At 73.0% G+C, this 20,437-nt stretch carries 20 protein-coding genes; 7 read left to right on the top strand and 13 right to left on the bottom strand.

Features of this window, described 5'->3' with window-relative positions; genetic code table 11:
- Nucleotides 1-31 precede the first annotated feature (31 nt).
- Nucleotides 32-883 carry a polysaccharide deacetylase family protein gene (locus OG245_RS34640; RefSeq protein WP_371627289.1) on the bottom strand — a complete coding sequence of 284 codons (852 nt, stop codon included), beginning with the start codon at nucleotides 881-883 and terminating at the stop codon, nucleotides 32-34.
- 152 nt (nucleotides 884-1,035) lie between these two features.
- Here OG245_RS34640 and OG245_RS34635 point away from each other — a divergent pair, with 152 nt between their 5' ends.
- Nucleotides 1,036-1,497, top strand: coding sequence for a universal stress protein (locus OG245_RS34635; protein WP_371627288.1), 462 nt, complete (start codon nucleotides 1,036-1,038; stop codon nucleotides 1,495-1,497).
- Between the two features lie 7 nt (nucleotides 1,498-1,504).
- On the opposite strand, the gene OG245_RS34630 is transcribed toward OG245_RS34635, so the two are convergent.
- The gene (locus OG245_RS34630) at nucleotides 1,505-2,704 is read right to left on the bottom strand and encodes a CapA family protein (protein WP_371627287.1); all 1,200 of its coding nucleotides are present in this window, start codon (nucleotides 2,702-2,704) and stop codon (nucleotides 1,505-1,507) included.
- A gap of 268 nt (nucleotides 2,705-2,972) precedes the next feature.
- Here OG245_RS34630 and OG245_RS34625 point away from each other — a divergent pair, with 268 nt between their 5' ends.
- The gene (locus tag OG245_RS34625; protein ID WP_371627286.1) at nucleotides 2,973-3,545 is read left to right on the top strand and encodes a sigma-70 family RNA polymerase sigma factor; all 573 of its coding nucleotides are present in this window, start codon (nucleotides 2,973-2,975) and stop codon (nucleotides 3,543-3,545) included.
- On the opposite strand, the gene OG245_RS34620 is transcribed toward OG245_RS34625, so the two are convergent.
- Nucleotides 3,479-3,676 (bottom strand): zf-HC2 domain-containing protein, encoded by a 198-nt coding sequence (locus OG245_RS34620; RefSeq protein ID WP_371627285.1) that lies wholly within the window; start codon nucleotides 3,674-3,676, stop codon nucleotides 3,479-3,481. The genes OG245_RS34625 and OG245_RS34620 overlap by 67 nt on opposite strands.
- A gap of 112 nt (nucleotides 3,677-3,788) precedes the next feature.
- Between OG245_RS34620 and OG245_RS34615 the strand changes: the two genes are divergently transcribed.
- Nucleotides 3,789-4,304, top strand: coding sequence for a hypothetical protein (locus OG245_RS34615; protein WP_371627284.1), 516 nt, complete (start codon nucleotides 3,789-3,791; stop codon nucleotides 4,302-4,304).
- 161 nt (nucleotides 4,305-4,465) lie between these two features.
- Here the strand turns inward: OG245_RS34615 and OG245_RS34610 are convergent, their stop codons facing one another.
- The 8 genes from OG245_RS34610 to OG245_RS34575 all read right to left on the bottom strand — a co-directional run bounded on the left by OG245_RS34610 (nucleotide 4,466) and on the right by OG245_RS34575 (nucleotide 14,217).
- On the bottom strand, nucleotides 4,466-5,656 hold the full coding sequence (locus OG245_RS34610) for a sensor histidine kinase (RefSeq protein ID WP_371627283.1): 1,191 nt from the start codon (nucleotides 5,654-5,656) through the stop codon (nucleotides 4,466-4,468).
- Nucleotides 5,653-7,158: a cation acetate symporter gene (locus OG245_RS34605; protein WP_371627282.1), complete on the bottom strand. Its 1,506-nt coding sequence runs from the start codon at nucleotides 7,156-7,158 to the stop codon at nucleotides 5,653-5,655. Before OG245_RS34605 ends, OG245_RS34610 begins: the two co-directional genes overlap by 4 nt.
- The gene (locus OG245_RS34600; protein WP_047180039.1) at nucleotides 7,155-7,517 is read right to left on the bottom strand and encodes a hypothetical protein; all 363 of its coding nucleotides are present in this window, start codon (nucleotides 7,515-7,517) and stop codon (nucleotides 7,155-7,157) included. Before OG245_RS34600 ends, OG245_RS34605 begins: the two co-directional genes overlap by 4 nt.
- 86 nt (nucleotides 7,518-7,603) lie before the next feature.
- Nucleotides 7,604-8,356: a LytR/AlgR family response regulator transcription factor gene (locus OG245_RS34595; protein WP_371627281.1), complete on the bottom strand. Its 753-nt coding sequence runs from the start codon at nucleotides 8,354-8,356 to the stop codon at nucleotides 7,604-7,606.
- A gap of 158 nt (nucleotides 8,357-8,514) precedes the next feature.
- Entirely contained in the window at nucleotides 8,515-9,375 is an 861-nt protein-coding gene (locus tag OG245_RS34590; protein ID WP_371627280.1) for an Fpg/Nei family DNA glycosylase, read from the bottom strand.
- A 36-nt stretch (nucleotides 9,376-9,411) separates the two neighbouring features.
- On the bottom strand, nucleotides 9,412-10,779 hold the full coding sequence (locus OG245_RS34585) for a wax ester/triacylglycerol synthase family O-acyltransferase (protein ID WP_371628070.1): 1,368 nt from the start codon (nucleotides 10,777-10,779) through the stop codon (nucleotides 9,412-9,414).
- A gap of 123 nt (nucleotides 10,780-10,902) precedes the next feature.
- A complete protein-coding gene (locus OG245_RS34580; protein WP_371627279.1) occupies nucleotides 10,903-12,966 on the bottom strand; it encodes a SpoIIE family protein phosphatase in 2,064 nt (687 codons plus the stop codon).
- A 126-nt stretch (nucleotides 12,967-13,092) separates the two neighbouring features.
- The gene (locus OG245_RS34575; RefSeq protein WP_371627278.1) at nucleotides 13,093-14,217 is read right to left on the bottom strand and encodes a DUF6777 domain-containing protein; all 1,125 of its coding nucleotides are present in this window, start codon (nucleotides 14,215-14,217) and stop codon (nucleotides 13,093-13,095) included.
- Between the two features lie 163 nt (nucleotides 14,218-14,380).
- Between OG245_RS34575 and OG245_RS34570 the strand changes: the two genes are divergently transcribed.
- The 3 genes from OG245_RS34570 to OG245_RS34560 are packed head-to-tail and all read left to right on the top strand — an operon-like array spanning nucleotide 14,381 to nucleotide 17,262.
- Nucleotides 14,381-15,241, top strand: a complete 861-nt coding sequence (locus tag OG245_RS34570) for a YndJ family protein (protein ID WP_371627277.1) — start codon at nucleotides 14,381-14,383, stop codon at nucleotides 15,239-15,241.
- Entirely contained in the window at nucleotides 15,238-15,750 is a 513-nt protein-coding gene (locus OG245_RS34565) for a DUF1990 family protein (protein WP_371627276.1), read from the top strand. The genes OG245_RS34570 and OG245_RS34565 overlap by 4 nt, the downstream gene beginning before the upstream one ends.
- A gap of 57 nt (nucleotides 15,751-15,807) precedes the next feature.
- Nucleotides 15,808-17,262, top strand: a complete 1,455-nt coding sequence (locus tag OG245_RS34560; protein WP_371627275.1) for a lipase maturation factor family protein — start codon at nucleotides 15,808-15,810, stop codon at nucleotides 17,260-17,262.
- Between the two features lie 4 nt (nucleotides 17,263-17,266).
- Here OG245_RS34560 and OG245_RS34555 read toward each other — a convergent pair whose 3' ends face one another.
- Both OG245_RS34555 and OG245_RS34550 read right to left on the bottom strand, forming a co-directional pair.
- Nucleotides 17,267-17,443, bottom strand: coding sequence for a hypothetical protein (locus OG245_RS34555; RefSeq protein ID WP_371627274.1), 177 nt, complete (start codon nucleotides 17,441-17,443; stop codon nucleotides 17,267-17,269).
- Nucleotides 17,444-17,801: 358 nt separating this feature from the next.
- A complete protein-coding gene (locus OG245_RS34550; RefSeq protein ID WP_371627273.1) occupies nucleotides 17,802-19,286 on the bottom strand; it encodes an SDR family NAD(P)-dependent oxidoreductase in 1,485 nt (494 codons plus the stop codon).
- A 247-nt stretch (nucleotides 19,287-19,533) separates the two neighbouring features.
- Between OG245_RS34550 and OG245_RS34545 the strand changes: the two genes are divergently transcribed.
- The gene (locus OG245_RS34545; protein WP_371627272.1) at nucleotides 19,534-20,430 is read left to right on the top strand and encodes an RNA polymerase sigma factor SigF; all 897 of its coding nucleotides are present in this window, start codon (nucleotides 19,534-19,536) and stop codon (nucleotides 20,428-20,430) included.
- Nucleotides 20,431-20,437 lie beyond the last annotated feature (7 nt).

The following is a 20,437-nucleotide window of genomic DNA, read 5'->3' as shown; positions in this document are numbered from 1 at the left end:
GACGCCGCCGTGCGCGCACGCGTTCCGCGGCTCAGAGGCGGCGCGGCACCGTGATGCGGTAGCCGGAGTCCAGCAGCCGGGGAAGATAGCGGCGCAGGGCCGCGACGCTCTGCGAGCGGTCGCCGCCCGCGTCGTGCGAGAGGACGACGACGCCGGGCGCCGCTCCGTCCAGCACCCGGCGGACGATCGTGCCGGTGCCCGGCGTCTTCCAGTCGAGCGTGTCCACGGTCCAGGCCATCGGCTCCATGCCCAAATCGGCCCCGATCTCGAAGGAGTTGCGGTTCCACGCACCGTAGGGGGCGCGGTACCAGAGCGGCGGGGCCCCGAGCGCCCGGTCCACCACCTCGCTGGTGCGCCCCAGTTCGTCGCGGATCGCGGTCCGGGAGAGCTTCGGGATCAGCGGGTGCGACCAGGAGTGGTTGCCCACCACATGGCCGTCGTCGGCCATCTCGCGCAGCAGGTCCGGGTTGCCGTCGGCCATCTCCCCGCAGACGAAGAACATCGCGCGGACCCGGTGCTCGCGCAGGGTGGCCAGGATCTCCGGGGTGTAGAGCGGGTCGGGGCCGTCGTCGAAGCTGAGGACCATCGAGTGCCCGATGCCGGGGAGGTGCTCGATGGGCCGGACGCGCACGGGCGGCCTGGCCGGTGCGAAGCGGGGCGGGGTGTTGGCCGTCATGGGTTCGAGCCGGTACGGGGCGGGTCGGCCGCGGACGTGTCCCGGAGGTCCCGCGGCGGCGGCGGGCGGGGTGTCCGCGGCCCGTACGGGGCGGCTGGGCGTCGACGCCGGATCGGCGGCGATCAGATGCACGGCGGTGGCGGCTCCGAGGCCGAGGGCGCCCCTCAGCAGGGTGCGGCGCCCGGTTCCTGTGTGATCACTTCTCATGGCCAACTGCTCGCACGGCCGGACGTCCGCTCCGGCCGCCGACACCGCATGTCGACCGTTTTGTACACGATCGACGCAGTATGTTCATCTCCATGCGGTTCGGCCGACGGCCCGCGGCTTCCCCTCCGGGACGAGCCGATAGCCTCGGAGCCGTGACAGAGCAGCAGCCTCATCGGTTCGAACGCGGTACGGACGGCCCCAAGGTGATCGTCGCGGGGCTCGACGGCTCCGATTCGTCGATGCGCGCGGCGGCCTACGCCGCCGGACTGGCCCGTCGGCAGAACGCCATGCTGGCCCTGGTGTACGTCCAGCCCGTCATGACGGCGGGCGCGGCGCTGGGCGTACCGGTGGGCGACGCCACGGGCGAGGTCGCGGAGGACCTGGTCTCCGAGATCCGCGCGGCGACCGAGCGCTTCAGCGACGCGTGGGACATGCGCTGGGAGTTCCACACCTTCCGGGGCGACCCCTACAACGGGCTGGTGACGGCCGCCGACGAGCTGAAGGCGGACGCGGTGGTGGTCGGGGCGTCGGAGTCGGCCGGGCACCGCTTCGTCGGTTCGGTGGCGGTGCGCCTGGTGAAGGCGGGGCGGTGGCCGGTCACCGTGGTGCCGTGAGGGACGTTCACCGGCCCATGACGAGCCCGTCCTCGTCCGCTCCCCGGCCGAGGACCACGGTACGGATGCGGTCGCGGACCTCGCGGAGGTGCTCGGCCCCGTCGTCGAGGGAGGCGTTGAGGTTGACGGCGCGTCCGGTGGCGGTGTCGTACCACTGCGGGACGAACTCCGCCTTCTTCACCGTCCAGCGCTCGCCGGGTTTCGCGGGCGGCGCGAAGGTGAAGCGGCCCATCGAGCTCTGGTTGCCGCGCGGATCCTGGACGCCCTCGTAGTTGATCATCGCTCCGGCGATCTGGTCGCCCATGCCGTAGACGACCCAGGTGCCGTTGACCTTCTCGTACGCCTGGGGCACATGGGCGTGTGTGCCGGCGAGCAGGTCGATGTCGGGGCGTCCGCCGTCGGCGGACGCGGTGAGCCGCTCGGCCAGCTCCAACTGCCGGGCGTCGGGCTCGTCCTGCCATTCGGTGCCCCAGTGGATGGAGAGGACGACGACGTCCGCGCCGGCCCGCCGGGCCGCCCTGGCCTCCTCGATGATCTTCCGCTCGTCGGTCACGTTGACCGTCCAGGGCTGGTCGGCGGGCACCGGGATGTCGTTGGTGCCGTAGGTGTAGGCCAGGTGGGCGACCTTGGCCGCGCCCTTTCCGGGTCCGGCGGGCAGGAGGGTGGGCCGGGCGGCCTCGGCGGCGGAACGGGCGGAGCCGGCGTGCCGGATGCCCGCCTCGTCCAGTGCGCCGAGCGTGCGCGAGACCCCCTCGGCCCCGTCGTCGAGGGTGTGGTTGGAGGCGGTGGAGCAGGAGTCGAACCCGGTGGTGCGCAGGGCGGCGGCGACCTCGGGCGGCGACTTGAAGCTCGGGTAGCCGGTGTAGGGGCCGCCCTCCTCGCCGTACACCGTCTCCATGTGGCAGAACGCCAGGTCCGCGGCGGAGACGACCGGGGCGACGCCCGCCAGCATCGGGGCGAAGTCGTGGCCGGCGCCGCCCGCGTCGGCGGCGGCCCGGTCGATCACGGAGGAGTGCGGAAGGATGTCGCCCGCGGTGAGGAGCGTGAACGGGCGGGGCCCTTCGGCGTCCTGGCCGCCGGCGCCCCGGGCGGCGGTGGGGGGTCCGCCCTGGGCGGGGGCCGTGGGCTGCTGCCCGGTGCAGCCGGTGGCCGCGGCGAGCAGGAGGGCGATGGCGGCCACGGTGCCCGGTCGGATGCGCTGCGTCATCTGCTCGACTCCATGTTCGGATGATTACGACCATCCGACTACATAGATTTTCATACCGGATAAGCAAGGATCATTGCCGCACACCTAGCTGAACTGGTCGTACCGGCCGACCCTGACGGCCCCTCGACCGTTCACCGCACCATTCGCCGCACTGAGCGACCGCTCGTCGCACGCCTCGGCGCACCGCCTGTTCCCGCGCCGCCGAATGCGTTCGTATACGCCAAGTCGGCAACGAGGCCGCCAGGGGCCGCGGCGGGAGAGGGCGTTCATGAAGACCACCACGACGACCGATGAGCGGACCCTCGCCGCGTTGCAGAGGGAACACGGCCCCGCGCTGTTCCACTTCCTCCTCGGCCTGACCTTCGGGGACCGGCAGCGGGCCGAGGACCTGGTGCAGGAGACCCTGGTACGCGCCTGGCAGCATCCCGAGGCCTTCGACGCGCCCTACGACTCGATGCGGCCGTGGCTGTTCACCGTGGGACGCCGCCTCGCCATCGACGCGCGGCGCTCCCGGCAGGCCCGCCCCGTCGAGGTCAGCGACACCGTGCTGGAGAGCACCCCGGACGCCCTGGACACCGCGGACTGCGCCGTCCGCGCCCTGGACGTCCGCGAGGCGGTCCGCACCCTCAGCCCCGAACACCGCGCCGTACTGGTGCAGATCTACTTCCGCGGGCTGAGCGTCGGCGAGACGGCCGAGGTGCTCGGCATCCCCGCCGGGACCGTCAAGTCCCGCTCGTACTACGCCCTGCGGGTCCTCGCGCGGACACTGCCCGGCTACTCCCGCAGGTCCTCCGCCCGGAGCAGCGCCAGCAGGGCGGAGGCCTCGGCCACCTCCACGTAGATCCGGGCGCACGCGTCGCACCCCCGGAGGTGGCGGGCGACCTTGCGGGTCTCCTCGGCGTCCAGGGCGTCCAGGACGTACGCGCCCAGCAGCAGGCGCACATGCGGGTCGTCGCCGGGGTCGACACTCATTCACTGCCTCGCATCTCCTGGGCGATCCTCCCCTTCTGCCCACGCGGGGCGCCCGCCCCCGGTTCAATGCTGCGTGAAGCCCGGCACCGAGCAAGGAAAGAGGCGAGACGGGATGCGTCCCGAGGATACGAATGGGACCGGTGGGAACGGTCTGCGGGTACCGATGACCTGGCTGTCCACCGAGTACCTCGCCGACGACCTGTTACGGACCGGCGATCTGATGGAGCCGACGACCCTGGAGTTCCGGGCGGGGCGCGACGCCCTCGCGCTGACGATGTTCCTGTGCGGAACTCCCCGCGACACCCCCGCTCCGCGGCCCCTGCCCGAGCCGCGGGTCGACGAGCTGCGGGTGCTCACGGCGTACGAGTGCACCTGGCGCGCCTGGATCTGCGAGCGGCTGGCGGAGGCGGCGCGGAGCGCCGAGCCGGGCGACCCCGATCTGGCGCTGGCGCGGGCGGCCTGGCGGTGGCTGGAGGAGACCGAACTGCTCGCGGCGGACCTGGACGCGATCGGCCCCGCACCGTGGGACGCCCCGGCCGGCCGGCCGGACGATCAGGAGGGGCGCGTCTGGACGCCCGCCTGGCAGCTGGGGCTGCCGCTGGGCCATCTGGCCGTCCATCTGTGCTAGGTCCTTTCGTTTCGATCAGGGAGCGGGGCCCGGTGCGTGCGACGGCAAGGCGGAGGAGGGAGTCACCGCGGAGCACGGGCGACCGACGACAACGCCGCAGGTGCGCGTGCCGGGCCCCGCGGGCCCGACCTGATCCGAACGAGATGTTCTGGCCCCCGGCTTCAGGAACCGTGCACCCCGGCACGGTACTTGGGCAGCCGCAGCATGATCTTCATCCCGGCCCCGACGCCTGTCTCGATGACCAGGCCGTAGTCGTCGCCGTAGACCTGGCGCAGCCGCTCGTCCACGTTGAGCAGGCCGATGCCGGTGGAGGCGCCGCCCTCGCCGCGCAGGATCTGCCGCAGCCGTTCGGGGTCCATGCCGGTCCCGTCGTCCTCGACGACCACCTCGGCCTCCGAGCCGGCGTCCAGGGCGCTGATGCTGATGCGGCTGCGGGTGACCGCCCCTTCGAGGCCGTGCTTGACAGCGTTCTCGACCAGCGGCTGGAGACACAGGAACGGCAGCGCGACCGGCAGCACCTCGGGGGCGACCTGGAGGGTCACGGAGAGGCGTTCACCGAACCGGGCGCGGACGAGGGCCAGATACTGGTCGATGGAGTGCAGTTCATCCGCGAGCGTGGTGAACTCCCCGTGCCTGCGGAACGAGTAGCGGGTGAAGTCGGCGAACTCCAGCAGCAGTTCGCGGGCCTGCTCGGGGTCGGTCCGGACGAACGAGGCGATGGCGGCGAGTGAGTTGAAGATGAAGTGCGGGGAGATCTGCGCCCGCAGGGCCTTGATCTCGGCCTCGATGAGCTGGGTGCGGGAGCGGTCCAGCTCGGCCAGCTCCAACTGGACGCAGACCCAGCGCGCCACCTCCCCCGCGGCCCGGGCCAGCACCGCCGATTCGCGCGGGGAGTAGGCGACGAGCGCGCCCAGCACCCGGTTCTCGACGGTGAGGGGGACGGCGACGGCCCAGCGCAACGGGCAGTCGAGGTCGGCGCAGCCGCTGTCGAAGGCGGTGCGGCGGCCGTTGTCCAGCAGCGCCTTCAGGTGCTCCATGACGTCCTTGCCGTGATGGTGCCCGGCGCCGTCCCAGACCAGCACCCGGTCCCGGTCGGTGAGGCAGAGGGCGTCGGTGCCGAGGAGGGAGCGCAGCCGGCGGGCGGCGCGCCGGGCGCTCTCCTCGGTGAGGCCGGCCCGCAGCGGCGGGGCGGCCAGCGACGCGGTGTGCAGGGTCTCGAACGTGGCGTGCTCGACGGGCGTGCCGACATCGCTGGGGCGCAGCGGCCGGGCGGTGCGCCGGCCCACCAGATATCCGGTGCCCAGAAGCAGCGCGGCCGTCACGACGAGAACGGCGATCGCGGCCCCGGTCATCGTTCCCGCCCCACGGCGGAGCGCGGCGAGGAGAGCGCCTCGGGGAGGTGGAAGCGGGTCATGGCTGCGTTGGTGCCCGGGGGTATCCGCCCCGGGGTGGCGAGCGAGACGAGGATCATCGCGAGGAACCCCACGGGGACGGACCAGACGGCGGGCCAGGCGAGCAGGGCGTGCGGCCAGCCCGGCGGGCGTACGGCTCCGCTGACGGTGATGGCCACCGCGAGGAGCGCGGAGCCGCCGCCCAGCAGGAGCCCCGCGACGGCCCCGGGCGGAGTGAGCCGCCGCCACCAGATGCCGAGGACGAGCAACGGGCAGAAGGAGGAGGCGGAGACGGCGAAGGCCATGCCCACCGCGTCGGCCACCGGCACCCGGCTCATCAGCAGGGACCCGGCGAGCGGTACGGCGATGGCGAGGACGGTGGCGAGCCGGAAGTGGCGTACCCCGCGTGCGGGCAGGACGTCCTGGGTGATGACTCCGGCGACGGCCATGGTGAGCCCGGAGGCGGTGGACAGGAACGCGGCGAACGCCCCGCCGGCGATCAGCGCCCCGAGGAGGTCGCCGCCGAGTCCGCCGATGAGCCGGGCGGGCAGCAGCAGGACGGCGGCGTCCGCGTCTCCTCCGTGGCGCAGTTCGGGGGTGTAGAGCCGGCCGAGCGCGCCGTAGATCGGCGGGAGCAGGTAGAAGAGTCCGACCAGGGCGAGGACGGCGACGGTGGTGCGGCGGGCGTCGCGGCCGTTGGGGCTGGTGTAGAAGCGGACGACGACGTGCGGCAGGCCCATGGTGCCGAGGAAGGTCGCCACGATCAGCCCGTAGGTGGCGTACAGCGGATGGTCGGCGCGGAAGACGGCGAGCTGGTCGTCGAAGCTGACCCGGGGCCGGCCGTCGCCCTGCCAGGCGAGGACCAGGAAGAGTGCGGGGACCAGGAGGGCGGTGAGCTTGAGCCAGTACTGGAAGACCTGGACGAAGGTGATGGAGCGCATGCCGCCCGCGGCGACGGCGGCGGTCACGACGGTGGCGACGAGGACGTCGCCGAGCCAGCCGGGAGCGCCCGTGAGGATCTTGAGGGTGAGTCCGGCGCCCTGGAGCTGCGGCACGAGGTAGAGCCAGCCCGCGCCGACGACGAGCGCGCTGACCAGCCGGCGGACCTGCCGTGATTCGAGGCGCCCCTCCGCGAAGTCCGGCAGGGTGTACGCCCCCGAGCGGCGCAGCGGGGCGGCGACGAAGACCAGGAGCACCAGGTATCCGGCGGTGTAGCCGACCGGATACCAGAGCATGTCGGGGCCGTGGACGAGGACGAGTCCGGCGACGCCGAGGAAGGAGGCGGCGGAGAGGTACTCGCCGCTGATCGCGGCGGCGTTGAGGCGGGGCCGCACGGTGCGCGAGGCGACGTAGAAGTCGGAGGTCGTCCGGGAGATGCGCAGGCCGAAGCCGCCGACGAGGACGGTGGCGAGGACGACGAGGGCGACCGCCACCCAGGACGCCGTGTGGTCGGGGGTGCTCACGGGGCGGGGCGGCCCTCCACCAGCCGGGCGAAGTCGCGTTCGTTGCGCTCGGCCCTGCGGACGTACCACCAGGCGGCCAGGGTGAGCGGCGGGTAGGTGGCGAAGCCGAGGACCGCCCAGACGAGGGCGGAGCTGTTCAGCGCGGCGAAGAGCAGCGGCAGGGTGCCCGCGACGAGGGCGAGGACACCGAAGACGGTGAGCCCGGCGCGCAGTTGGCCGCGCATCAGCGACCGGACGTAGGCGCCGCCGAGGGCGGTCTGCTCGTCGATCTCCGACTGGGTGCGGTAACGGGGCAGCGGGCGCACCCGCCGCGGCTCCCCCGTGACCACTTCGCGCCGGGGCGATGGCTCTGCGGACATGGGCTCGGAGTCTAGGCGTCGGCGGGCCGTGCTGGGAAGGGTCTGCCGAAGGACTCCCCAGGTCAGCGGCGGCCTCACGGCTGTGGTCAGCGGCCGCCCTGGCGCATCAGGAGATCGCGCAGGGCGCGGGTGTGACGGCGGCTGACGGCCAGCTCGGCCGCCCCGATGCGCACGCTCATGCTGCCCGCGTCCAGGCGCAGCTCGTCGATCCGGCCGAGCGCCACGAGGTGGCGGCGGTGGATGCGGACGAAGCCCCGGGAGCGCCAGCGTTCCTCCAGGGTGGTGAGCGGGATGCGGACGAGGTGGCTGCCGGTGGCGGTGTGCAGCCGGGCGTAGTCGCCCTGCGCCTCGGCGTACGCGATCTCGTCGATGGGGACGAAGCGGATGACGCCGCCCAGCTCGACCGGGATCTGGTCGCCGGCGTTGTCGTGGACGGGTGCGGACCGGTCCCCCACCTGCTCGGCGACCCGGCGGACGGCCTCGGCGAGGCGTTCGCGGCGGACCGGTTTCAGGACGTAGTCGACGGCCTTGAGGTCGAAGGCGTGGACGGCGAAGCCCTCGTGCGCGGTGACGAAGACGATGAGCGGGGGCGCGGCGAATCCGGCGAGGAGCTGGGCGACGTCGAGTCCGGTGAGACCGGCCATGTGGATGTCGAGGAAGACCACGTCGATCGCGGACGGATCGTCGGGGCCCGCGTCGACCGCCCCGCCGATGCGGCGCAGTGCCTCGGTCGCGCCGGTGGCACCCTCGGCGCTGCGGACACGGGGGTCGGCGCGCAGGAGGTAGAGGAGTTCCTCCAGGGCGGGTTGTTCGTCGTCGACGGCGAGTACGCGCAGCATGAGGCCGGAGTCTAGGGGGCGCGGGGGCCGATGGCTCGGGTGGTGCGTGGCTTGTTCCCGTACCGCAGTACGGGCGGACGACCGCACCCCCGTCCGGGTGCGGCCCGGCGGGCCCGGCGGTGGGCGGTCCCGCGCCGGTGGCCGGGATGCGCGCCCTCTCACTTCAGGAACTTGGAGAGCCTCCGGTCGGCCAGCGGTCTGCCGCCGGTCTGACAGGTGGGGCAGTACTGGAGCGAGGAGTCGCTGAAGGAGACCTCCAGGATGGTGTCCCCGCAGACCGGGCAGGCCTCTCCGGTACGCCCGTGGACCCGCATCCCGGTCTTCTTCTCGGCCTTGAGCTTCCCCGCCTCCACCCCGCCGGAGCGGGCGACGGCGTCCTGGAGCGTGGTGCGCAGGGCGGTGTACAGGCGGGTGACGTCGTCCTCGTCGAGGTCGGCGGTCCGTTTGAACGGGGACATCTTCGCGACGTGCAGGATCTCGTCGCTGTAGGCGTTGCCGATGCCCGCGATGAGCGACTGGTCGCGCAACGCGCCCTTGATCTGCCGGCGCTCCCCGGCGAGCAGCGCGGCGAACGCGTCGCGGTCGAAGGCGTCGGCGAGGGGGTCCGGGCCGAGGCGGGCGATTCCGGGGACGTCCAGGGGGTCATGGACGAGGTGGACCGAGAGGCGCTTCCTGGTGCCCATCTCGGTGAGGTCGAAGCCGTCGCCGTCGACGGTCACCAGGCGCAGGGCGAGGGGGCCTTTGCCGGGGCGGGGCGGAGCGGCCGGGAAGGAGTCCTTCCAACGGAGCCAGCCGGCCCGGGCGAGGTGGGTGCACAGGTGGAGCCCGCCCGCCTCGATGTCGAGGAACTTGCCGTGCCGGGCGACGGAGGCGACGGTCGCGCCCTCCAGGGCGGTCAGCGGCGGGTCGTACGTCTTCAGGACGCTGATCGCCAGCGGGAGGACGCGGGCGATCTCCTTGCCGACGAGGTGGTCGTCGAGGAAGACCCGCAGGGCTTCGACTTCGGGCAGTTCGGGCATGGTCCCAGACTGCCGCAGCCGCTGGGCGGCTGCCTGTCAGGACACTGGTGTGCGGTCCGTGCCGGTGATGACGGCATACAGCTCCGTGAACTCCTCCTCGACCGCGGCGGCGAGCCGGTCGAGGTCGGGCAGCGCCTTGCCGTCGGCCACCAGCCCCACGTGCACCCGCCCGCCGTAGGTGGTCAGGGCCACCGCCAGGGACTGGCCCCGGGCCAGCGGGGCCATGGGGTAGAGGGCGGTCAGCGGGCAGCCGTCCAACGAGAGCGCGGAGCGGGGCAGCGGCACGCTGGTGACCAGCACGTCGAACAGCACGCGGGCTGCGTTGGCCGCCAGGGGGGCGCCGAACCGGTGTGCCAGCGGCGGCAGTTGGTCGGCCAGTACGGCGACGGCACCCGCGCCCTTCAGGGGGCCGTCCGCCTTGTTGCGGTCCATCGCCGTGCGGACCGCCCGGAGCCGCTCGCGCGGGTCGGCCGCGGTGACCGGCAGGCCGAGCAGGTAGGCGGAGAGCCGGTTGCCGGTGGCGGAGGCGCCACCTGGCCGGCGACGGGAGACGGGAACCAGGGCCCGCGGGTCGTCGGCGGGCAGCGGCTCGCCGCGCCCGGCCATCCAGCGGCGCAGAGCCCCGGCGACGACGGCGAGGAGGACGTCGTTGGCGGTGCCGCCCTCGGCCCGCCGGATCCGCTGGAGGTCCCCGGCGTCGAGGTCGGCGGTGGCCAGGCGGCGGGTGCCGCTGGAGGGCGCGGTGAAGGCGGTCGTGGCGCGCAGGTCGAGGCGGCCGGCGCGGACGAGCGAGGCGCCCACGCCGAGTGCCCTGCCGACCTCGCCGATCCGGCCGAGGGCCATGCCCGCCATCTCCCGGGGGTCGGGCAGCCAGGAGCGGGGCGGGACGGCGGGGCGGCCGCGGGCAGCGGTGCGGGCGCTGGTGACGGCGGCGATCTCGTCGAAGATCCCGGCCCCGATGGCGACCGCCCGCATTCCGTCGGCCAGGGCGTGGTGCAGTTTGACCAGGACGGCGAAGCGTCCGCCCGCCGCGCCGCCGATGAGGTACATCCGCCAGGGCGGCAGGCCGCGCCCCAGCGGTCGCTCCATCAGTTCGCCGGCCAGTCGTCCGGCCCCGGCCATGAAGTCGTCGTCGTCCACGACGACGTGGCTGACGTGCCGGTGCACGTCGAAGTCCTTGTCCACCGTCCAGGCCTTGCCCCCGACCGGCAGCAGGACGTCCCGTACGCACATGCGCAGCCGGGGGATCGCGGAGGCGCGGGTCCCGAGCAGGTCGAGGATCCGCCCCGGAGCGGCGCCGGGCGCCGGTGCGAACACGGCGAGCGCGCCGAGGTGCATCGGATGGGCGTCCGATTCGAGGTGCCAGAAAGCGAGATCGAGCGGGGCGAGGAGCTCGGTACCCAACGGGGGCCTCATGTCGTCGAAGGCGGCGGGGCCGGGGTGCGGCCGGTCCCCCGCAGTCAATCCCTTGCGGTCGATAACGGTCAAGCACTGACATGTTACGTACTGTTACGCCACGGTGGGGAATCAGCGGGCCGGAATGAGGAACTCGCACCACACGCATTTGCCGCTGCCACGGGATTCCACGCCCCAGACGTCGGCCAGCCGGTCGACCAGCATCAGGCCGCGCCCCGACACCCCCGACTCCCCCGCGTCGCGGCGTCGGGGCAGTGCGCTGGACCGGTCCTCGACGTCGACGCGGAGCCGTCGCTCGGTTCCGGCGAGCACCCGGATCGTCACGACGGCGCCGCCGTCGGTGTGCATGAGCGCGTTGGTGATCAGCTCGTCGGCCGCGAGCTCGATCTCGTCGGCCCGGTCCTTCGCTCCCCAGGCCCGGACCGCGGCCCGGATCATGTGCCGGGACGAACTCAGCGCCTCGGGGTCGTTCTGGGCGACGTGCTGCTGGAGCCGCCCGCCCGGCTGCGGGGCGTGCGCGGCCCGGCGACGCAGCAGCAGGACCGCGACATCGTCCTGTCCGCCGCGCTCGTCGACGGCGTCACAGAGCTGGTCGGCCAGCTTCTGAAGGTCCTGGGGGCCGTTGGTGACGAAGCCGGTGAGCAGTTGCATGCCTTCGTCGAGGTCGGAGCCCGGCAGCTCGACGAGACCGTCGGTGAACAGGATCATCGTCTGGCCGGGGTCCAGCTCGACCGTGCCGACCGGGTACTCCAGCCGGCCGAACTCCGCCGAGAGGCCGAGCGGCAGGCCGCCCTCCGACGGCATCCTGCGGCAGCTCCCGTCCACGTCCCGCACCAGCGGGTCGACGTGTCCGGCGCGGACCACCTGGACGACGCCGGTGGTGAGGTCGACCTCGGCGTAGGTGCAGGTGGCGAAGCGGTCGGTGTCCAGCTCGTGGAGGAAGACGGAGGCGCGCGCCATGACCGTGGCGGGGCTGTGCCCCTCGGCGGCGTACGCGCGCAGGACGATCCGGAGCTGCCCCATGACGGCGGCGGCGTGGGTGTCGTGCCCCTGGACGTCCCCGATGACGGCGCCGACCCTGCCGCCGGGCAGCGGGATCAGGTCGTACCAGTCGCCGCCGATGTCGCGGCCGAGGCGGGCCGAGCGGTAGCGGACGGCGACCTGCGCCCCGGGTACGGCGGGGATCCGGCGCGGCAGCATCGCCTGCTGGAGGCCCTCGGCGAGGTCGTGCTCCTGTTCGTAGAGCATCGCGCGCTGGAGGCTCTGGGCGATCGAGGTGCCGAGCGCCATCAGCAGATTGCGTTCGTCGGCGGTGAAGCCCCCCTTGTCCCGGTAGAGGAGGCCGAGTGCGCCGATCGGTCGGGCCTGGGCGATCAGCGGCATGTAGGCGGCGGAGGTGATCCCGAGGTGGCTGATGTCGGGCCACAGGATCGGGTAGGAGGCGGCGAAGTCGTCGGCGGACTCGATGAAGCGGGGTGCCAGGGTGCGGACCACTTCGCTCATCGGGTACTGCTCGTCCACGCGGGTGTACCGGGTGCCGGGGACGTACGCCCCTTCGGGGCCGTCGGCCACCAGGTGGATGCGGCCGGACTCCAGCAGGCCCACGACGAGGCTGGTGGCCCCGAGGTGGGCGAGCCCCTGGGAGTTCTTGAGGACGGCGATGACGTCCTTGACCGTACGGGCGTGGGCGAGCGCGGCGGTGGTGCCCTCGACCAGGCTGGTGCGCCGGCGGCGCTCCTGATCCAGCTCGCGCCGGGCGGTGGAGTCGGCCAGTTCCTGGGTGGCGTCGCGGACGATCCCGATGATGCGGCGCGGGCGGCCGGTGCCGTCCCGGCGGACGAAGCCCTGGGTGTGGGTCCAGCGCAGCGTGCCGTCCCGCCGCTGGATGCGGAAGTACGCGCCGTAGTTGCTGCGCCCGCTCTTCAGTGCCTGCGAGACCATCCCGTCCAGACGCTGGGCCTCGTCCGTCGGCACGCGCGGCGCCAGCGAGGCGGGCCGGTCGTCGTACTCGTCCTCGGTCAGGTCGAACACGTCGAGGGCGGCCTGGTCCATGTGCATGAGGCCGCTGTCGAGATCCCAGTCGAAGCTGCCCATACGGTTCAGGGCGAGGCTGAGATCCGGGTGGGCGGGCCAGTCGTCGGGGAGTGACAGGGCACCCGCTACCCGCTCATCCATGTGGGCCACTCTGCCACCATTTATCCGATTCCTCTTGTCCGATTCCTTGATCGGTCCGCAGGGCGCCGGGGCGGCGCCGTACGGGATTCCGCGGTCGGGGCGAGGGCCCCTGGCGTCCGGTGGGGGTCAGCCGGCGAACACGTCCTCAAGGCCCGCCTCCATGGGCTCGTCCGGCCCGGTGGGCTCGTCCGGCCCGGTGGGGTCATCGGGTCCGGTGGGCCCGTCCGGCTCGGCGGGAAAGACCTGGGTCGGCTCGGGTGCGATGTCCGGATCGCTCTCCTCCTCGTACTCCCACGGGCCCTCCGGCGGGGTGTCACCGAAGTCGTCGGACGGCTCCGGAGGCCCGGGGTCCGTGGGCTCCCGCGGCTCGGAGGGAGCCGGGCCGGACGGGGTGGGGTCCGGGGGCGCGGGTTCGGAGGGGCGGCCCGGCGACGGGAAGAGCAGGTCGGCGTCGGGCTCGAACGGCGGCGGGTCCTCCGGAGTGCGGTCGCGGCCGCCGCTGTCGCCCATGGCCCGCTCGATCCAGCTGTTGTCGTCGACGTCCACGATGATCAGGCTGGTGGCCGGCTTGACGCCGGGCTCGATCGCCACGATGCGCGCGGGGTCGTAGCCGGGCCAGCGCTCCCCCCGGTGGGCGACCTTCCCGTCGGCGACCACGGGCGGGCCCAGCGGGTTGCCGCAGACGCAGCGGACGCGGGGCATCCCCCGGCTGTCGACCAGGACGGCGGTGCCCGCCTGGAGCACGGCCTGGAAGGCGGTGGCCGAGCCGGCGCTGTAGCCGTGATTGGCGACCTGGGCATCGGCGCGCAGGACGACCGGGGTGAGGGACTTCAGGTAGCCCGGGATCTGCACGGCCTCGATGCCGGACGCCTCCGCGAAGGCGCGCGCCTTGTCCTCGTCGTCGGCCAGGAGGGTGGCCTGCTGTTCGACGTCGCAGTCGGCGACCGACCGGGTTCCGCCGTACAGCCCGGGGACGACGCCGGAGACCGGATGGACCGTCCGGGTGGCGGAGGTCGGCTCGGCGTCCGGCGCCCCCGTGGAGGACGGGGAGGCCGCCCGCGCCGTGGACGCGGTGAACGGACCGGGGCCGGGAGACGCGAGCGGCTGGAGGAGGACGTCCTTGGCCTCCGCGGTGCCCGTGGTGCCCTTCGCCGTACGGTCGCCGCCCTCGCCGCAGCCGGCGACGGCGAACAGCACCGCGGCGGACAGCGCGGCGAGCGCGGTACGCCGGATACGTCCTGGTGAGCACACAGAGCTCTCCTGCCTGTCCCTGGGAACGGATGGGTGTCACCATCTGTGCCGCACCGAGCACGGCCCCGCAAGCGGACAGCCGTCCACCACCCCGCCTTGAACGCGTTCAATAAACCCTCTACTCTCACCCCTAGGACTTGAACACGTTCAAGAAGGGGGGATCGTGTCCGCACTGGTCAACGCCATCGTGATGCTGGGCATGCTCGTCGTCGTGCCGGCCGGGCTGCGGCTGACCGGACAGCAGGAGCTGGACGGGATCCGGCGGCTCTGGCCCCTGTTCGCCGTGCCGGGCGCCGTCGCCCTCTGGCTGCCGCGCTCCCCCGCGGCCGCGGCGCTCGCCTGCTGCTACGCACTGGGAACCGTCCTGCTCGCCCTGCACGCCCCGCGCCGGGCGGCCCGCGGCCGGGACCTCGACCCGGCGGGGATCGCGCTGCTCACCGCGCTGGTCACCCCGGCCGTCGCCGCGGTCGCCCTGGTCGCCGAACGGTCGGGGCACGAGCTGTTCGGGTTCGACCTGGGCATCCTCGCGCTGACCGTGCCGCACTTCCACTTCGCGGGATTCGCCGCCGCCCTGATCGCCGGGCTGGTCTGCCGGGTCTCGGACGGCCCGGCGGGCCGCTTCGCCGCGCTGAGCGTGCCGCTGGGCACCCTGCTGGTCCTCGTCGGGTACTTCGTCGGCGACCGGGCCGAGCTGGCCGGGGCCCTCGTCCTCACCGCCGGCATGTGGACGGTCGGCCTGCTGACCTGGCGCCTGGGGCGCGCCGACGGCCGGGACCGGACGACGCGGCTCCTGTTGCTCGCCTCCGCCGCCGTCCTGGTGGCGACGATGCTGCTGGCGCTGAGCTGGGCGCTCGGCGAGGCGACCGGACTCCCCCACCCCACCCTGACCTGGATGGCCGCCACCCATGGCCTGGGCAACGCGCTGGGCTTCGCGCTCTGCTCGCTGCTGGCCTGGCGGCGCATCCGCACCGAGGAACCCGACCGCACCGAAGGACCCGACCGCACCGGAGGCAGGACCGCATGAGCACCCTCACCTACCCGGAGGTCGGCGCGACCCGCCTCGGCCCGCTCCCCCGGGGCTACCACCACCTCCACCACCGCACCCGGATCGGCCGGGGCGCGGCGGACTTCGCGGCCGCCGGGGCGGCGGTGACCGAGTGGCGGATGCACCGCGCCGCGGGCGCGCGGGTGGAGGCCCCGGCGCGGCGCGCCGAGCCCGGCGGCAGCGTCCGGGTCTCCCTGGGCCTCGGGCCGCTGCGCTTCACGGCACCCTGCGAGGTGATCTGGGCGGCGTACGAGGAGGACGGCCGCACCGGCTTCGGCTACGGCACCCTCGCCGGGCATCCGGAACGCGGCGAGGAGTGCTTCGTGGTGGACCTCGCGGACGACGGCGCCGTGTGGTTCACGGTGCTGGCGTTCTCGCGCCCCGCCTCCTGGTACGCCCGGCTCGCCGGACCGCTGGTGCCGCTCGTGCAGCACTGGTACGCCCGCAGGCTCGGCCGTACGCTGCGCCGGATCGTCGCCGCGGGCTGACCCGCCCGGTCACGACCGGCAGGGCCCCGGACCCCGCCCTGGCCGATACTGGCAGGGATGGAATGGTTCACCGCGGACGGCTACTGGCTGAGCCGGCTGATCTTCCAGCGGGCTCTGGCGGTGGTCTATCTGGTCGCCTTCCTCTCCGCCGCGCTCCAGTTCCGGGCGCTGATCGGCGAGCGCGGCATGCTGCCCGTCGCCGAGCTGCTGCGGCGCACGCCCTGGCGCGCCGCCCCGGGGCTCTTCCGGCTGCACTACTCGGACCGCTTCTTCGCCGTCGTCGCCTGGAGCGGCTGCGCCGTCTCGGTGGCCCTGGTCGCCGGTCTCGACGGTCTGCTGCCGCTGTGGGGCGGCATGCTGCTCTGGGCGCTGCCGTGGGTGCTGTACCTGTCGATCGTCCAGGTCGGACAGGTCTGGTACGGATTCGGCTGGGAGTCGCTGCTGCTGGAGACGGGGTTCCTGGCGGTCTTCCTCGGCACCGGGGACACGGCCGCGCCGGTGCTGGTGCTGTGGCTGCTGCGGTGGCTGCTGTTCCGGGTGGAGTTCGGCGCGGGGCTGATCAAGATGCGCGGGGACGCGTGCTGGCGGAAGCTGACCTGTCTGGACTTCCACCACGAGACGCAGCCGATGCCGGGACCGCTGAGCTGGTTCTTCCACCATCTGCCGGGACCCGTGCACCGGGTGGAGGTCGCCGCCAACCACCTCACCCAGCTGCTGGTGCCCTTCCTGCTGTTCACCCCGCAGCCGGTGGCGAGCGCGGCGGCCGGTCTGATGGTCCTCACCCAGCTCTGGCTGGTCCTGTCGGGGAACTTCGCGTGGCTGAACTGGCTCACCATCACGCTGGCGCTCTCCGCGATCGACTGGACTTCCCTGGCCGGGCCGCCACCGGAGCAGGCCGCACCGCCCCTCTGGTACGAGGCGGTCGTCCTGGCGGTCACCGCGCTGGTGCTGGTGCTCAGCTACCGCCCGGCGCGCAATCTCCTCTCGCGGCGGCAGGCGATGAACCGGTCCTACGATCCGCTGCACCTGGTCAACACCTACGGGGCGTTCGGCTCCATCAGCCGGATGCGGCTGGAGGTCGTGGTGGAGGGCAGCGCCGATCCGGTGGGGCACGAGGGGGCCGGGTGGCGGGAGTACGGCTTCCGCGGCAAGCCGGGCGATCCGCGCCGGATGCCGCGCCAGTACGCCCCGTACCATCTGCGGCTCGACTGGATGATGTGGTTCGCGGCGCTCTCCCCCGCCTACGCCCGCTCCTGGTTCGGGCCCTTCGCCGAGCGGCTGCTCGACGGTGACCGGGACACGCTGCGGCTGCTCGGCCACAACCCGTTCCCCGACGGGCCGCCCCGGCAGGTGCGCGCCCGGGTGTTCCACTACCGGTTCACCGGGCTCCGGGAGCTGCGGGCCACCGGATGCTGGTGGCACCGCACCTACGTCCGGGAATTCCTGCGGCCCGTCTCCCGGCCGCCGCTGCCGGAGCGGGAGGGCGGGGAGACGGGCCGCGGAAGGCGCTGAGCGGTCAGTCGATGCCGGGCAGGATGTGCGGCTCGGCGAGGTCGTCCTCGTATCCGGCGAGCCTGATCGGGGCGGACCTGGCCCAGACCTCGATGTTCCGCAGCTTCTCGGGGCGGCCGGGCCGCCCCGGGTTCCGTTCGGCGGGGCGCATGTCGCGCTCGGTCAGTTCCGGTGTCGTCACCGCGCACTCCTTCGTGTCGCGTCGCCCGGGGCGTCGTCGTCGCTCCGGCGGCGATGCCGGGGCGCGACCGCCCCGCGCTGGGCAGGGGTTGGGACATGTCGGTCGCGGTGGCGCCGGTTCGGGGCGGAACAGCGGCCGGGTTACCGACCATGTCCCAGGACGGTCGGGGAACCTTCGTGGGCTCCTCGATGGCGTCCGTTCGCCTCAGCGTAACCAAATGAGCGCTGCCGCGCTCGATAGACCGTGTGCAGTAGGTCACTTTCGGCCACCGGGTACAGCGAGAACCCGGCCCAGGAAACATCCTGGGCCGGGTTCTCGGCCGCCGCACGGGGCCGTCGGGCCGTTTGAGCCGTTCGGGTTACCAGTTGGCGGGGGCGTAGTCCTTGAGGAAGCAGCCGTAGAGGGCCTCGCCGCCCTCGCCGCGCACGATCGGGTCGTAGACCCGGGCCGCGCCGTCGACCAGGTCGAGGGGCGCGTGGAAGCCCTCCTCGGCGAGGCGCATCTTGTCCGGGTGCGGACGCTCGTCCGTGATCCAGCCGGTGTCCACGGCCGTCATCAGGATGCCGTCCTTCTCGAACATCTCCTGGGCGCTGGTGCGCGTCAGCATGTTGAGCGCGGCCTTGGCCATGTTGGTGTGCGGGTGGCCCGCGCCCTTGTAGCCGCGGCTGAAGACGCCTTCCATCGCCGAGACGTTGACGACGTACGCGTGCTGCGCGGCGGTCGCCGCCATCGCCGGGCGCAACCGGCTGATCAGGATGAACGGCGCGGTGGAGTTGCAGAGCTGGACTTCGAGGAGCTCGATCGGCTCGACGTCCTCGACCGTCTGGACCCAGCTGTTGGTGTCGTGCAGGTCGGGCACGAGGCCGCCCGCGTCGATCGCGGTGCCCGCGGCGATCCGGGCCGGCGAGGCGGAGCCGGTGACCAGGGCGAGGCCGGTGACCTCCTGGGCGCTGAGCGACTCCTTGCGGGCGGCGGGCAGGGCCGCGACCCGGTCGACGGTGCCGCTGCCGAAGGTGCCGATGACCTCGGCGACGGGCAGTTCGCCCGCGGGCAGCGGGGCCGACTCGGCGTTGACCAGCTCGCTGTAGGCGCCCGGGGAGCGGCGGACCGTCTGGGCCGCGTTGTTGATCAGGATGTCCAGCGGCCCCTCGGCGGCGACCGAGTCGGCCAGCGCGACGACCTGCGCCGGGTCGCGGAGGTCGATGCCGACGATCTTCAGCCGGTGGATCCACTCGTCGCTGTCCTCCATCGCCTTGAAGCGGCGGATCGCGTCGTTGGGGAAGCGGGTGGTGATGGTGGTGTGCGCGCCGTCGCGCAGCAGCCGCAGCGCGATGTACATGCCGATCTTCGCCCGGCCGCCGGTGAGCAGCGCGCGGCGTCCGGTCAGATCGGTACGGGCGTCGCGGCGCGAGCGGTTCTCCTTGGCGCACGGCTGGCAGAGCTGGTGGTAGAACGCGTCGACCTCGACGTACCGCGTCTTGCAGATGTAGCAGGACCGGGGCCGCTGGAGGATGCCCGCGATCTCGGCCTGGGCGGAGGAGGAGGGCAGCACGCCCTGCGTCTCGTCGTCGATGCGCTCGGCCGAGCCGGTCGCCGTCGCCTCGGTGACGGCCCGGTCGTGGGCGGTCTTCGCCGCGCGGCGCTCCTGGCGGCGGCGCTGCTTCACGGTCCGGTAGATCCCGGCGGTGGCCCGGCGGACGGCGATGGCGTCCGGGTGGTCCACCTCGATCCGGTCCAGCTCGTCGAGCACGCTCAGGCAGACGGCCAGCCGTTCCGGGTCGATACCGGCACCGAACTCCTCGATTCCGGGAGCGAGCTCCGGGCTGTCCTCTGTCACCGTCATTGCCGTTCCTCTGTCATCTTCTCGCCGCGGGTGATCGATCACCCGCGGCCGCCGTACCCGGATCAAGTTTGCCATGGGCGGGTCACTGCTCCGTTCGGGCGAGGAAGGGGGCCAGGAAAGGCCGGAAGACGGGGGCGGAGGAGGTGCCGGGGAAGTCGATCGAAGAAATCCGAAAAAGAAGTGCATGACTTCTCGAAGGCCGGGCAGACGACCGTCCGACACACTGGGTAGCAGGGAGGGCGACACCATGACGACCATGTCGGCGCGAGCCACCGGAACCACGACGCCGCTGAGCGACGGCCGGATCGGCACGCAGGCCGCGGACGTCTCCCGCGAGCTGCCCTGGATCGAGGACGCCGGGAAGGTCGCCCCGCAGGACGCCCGGGCCCTCTCCAAGATCTTCTTCGACCGCCTCCAGACGCTGGAGGAGGGCACCCACGAGCACCAGTACGCACGCAACACCCTGATCGAGATGAACCTCTCCCTGGTGCGCTTCGCCGCGTCGCGGTTCCGCAATCGCGGCGGCGACGACACCGAGGACATCATCCAGGTCGGCACGATCGGCCTGATCAAGGCGATCGACCGGTTCGACCTGTCCCGCGAGGTCGAGTTCGCCACCTTCGCGGTGCCCTACATCGTCGGGGAGATCAAGCGCTTCTTCCGCGACACCACCTGGTCGGTGCATGTGCCGCGGCGGCTCCAGGAGCTGCGGGTGGACCTCGCCAAGGCGAAGGAGCAGCTCTCCGCGGAGCTCGACCGCGACCCCACCGTCAAGGAGCTGGCCGCCCACCTCGACCTCCCCGAGGAGGAGATCATCGAGGGCCTCGTGGCCGCCAACGGCTACTCGGCCGGTTCGCTCGACACCCCCTCGGCGGAAAGCGACTCCGGCCAGGAGCAGCGGGCGTACGCCGACGTCCTCGGCGAGGCCGACCCGGGCATGGAGACGGTCGAGAACCTGCACACCCTGGCCCCGCTGCTGGAACAGCTCGACGACCGGGAGCGCCGGATCGTGCAGATGCGGTTCGGGGCCGAGATGACGCAGTCGCAGATCGGCGCCGAGCTCGGTGTGTCCCAGATGCATGTGTCGCGTCTGCTCAGCAGGATCGTGCAGCAGCTGCGCAAGGGTATGAGTGTCGAGGCGTGAGACCCCG

The organism is Streptomyces sp. NBC_01116 (genome assembly GCF_041435495.1).
GTDB lineage: Bacteria > Actinomycetota > Actinomycetes > Streptomycetales > Streptomycetaceae > Streptomyces.
This window is presented reverse-complemented; position numbering and strand designations above follow the sequence as displayed.

Excerpts from the sequence above, each read along its gene's own strand:
- OG245_RS34640 (WP_371627289.1), bottom strand. The coding sequence starts at position 883 with ATGAGAAGTGATCACACAGGAACCGGGCGCCGCACCCTGCTGAGGGGC.
- OG245_RS34630 (WP_371627287.1), bottom strand. The coding sequence starts at position 2,704 with ATGACGCAGCGCATCCGACCGGGCACCGTGGCCGCCATCGCCCTCCTG.
- OG245_RS34625 (WP_371627286.1), top strand. The coding sequence starts at position 2,973 with ATGAAGACCACCACGACGACCGATGAGCGGACCCTCGCCGCGTTGCAG.
- OG245_RS34620 (WP_371627285.1), bottom strand. The coding sequence starts at position 3,676 with ATGAGTGTCGACCCCGGCGACGACCCGCATGTGCGCCTGCTGCTGGGC.
- OG245_RS34615 (WP_371627284.1), top strand. The coding sequence starts at position 3,789 with ATGCGTCCCGAGGATACGAATGGGACCGGTGGGAACGGTCTGCGGGTA.
- OG245_RS34610 (WP_371627283.1), bottom strand. The coding sequence starts at position 5,656 with ATGACCGGGGCCGCGATCGCCGTTCTCGTCGTGACGGCCGCGCTGCTT.
- OG245_RS34600 (WP_047180039.1), bottom strand. The coding sequence starts at position 7,517 with ATGTCCGCAGAGCCATCGCCCCGGCGCGAAGTGGTCACGGGGGAGCCG.
- OG245_RS34595 (WP_371627281.1), bottom strand. The coding sequence starts at position 8,356 with ATGCTGCGCGTACTCGCCGTCGACGACGAACAACCCGCCCTGGAGGAA.
- OG245_RS34590 (WP_371627280.1), bottom strand. The coding sequence starts at position 9,375 with ATGCCCGAACTGCCCGAAGTCGAAGCCCTGCGGGTCTTCCTCGACGAC.
- OG245_RS34580 (WP_371627279.1), bottom strand. The coding sequence starts at position 12,966 with ATGGATGAGCGGGTAGCGGGTGCCCTGTCACTCCCCGACGACTGGCCC.
- OG245_RS34565 (WP_371627276.1), top strand. The coding sequence starts at position 15,238 with ATGAGCACCCTCACCTACCCGGAGGTCGGCGCGACCCGCCTCGGCCCG.
- OG245_RS34560 (WP_371627275.1), top strand. The coding sequence starts at position 15,808 with ATGGAATGGTTCACCGCGGACGGCTACTGGCTGAGCCGGCTGATCTTC.
- OG245_RS34550 (WP_371627273.1), bottom strand. The coding sequence starts at position 19,286 with ATGACGGTGACAGAGGACAGCCCGGAGCTCGCTCCCGGAATCGAGGAG.
- OG245_RS34545 (WP_371627272.1), top strand. The coding sequence starts at position 19,534 with ATGACGACCATGTCGGCGCGAGCCACCGGAACCACGACGCCGCTGAGC.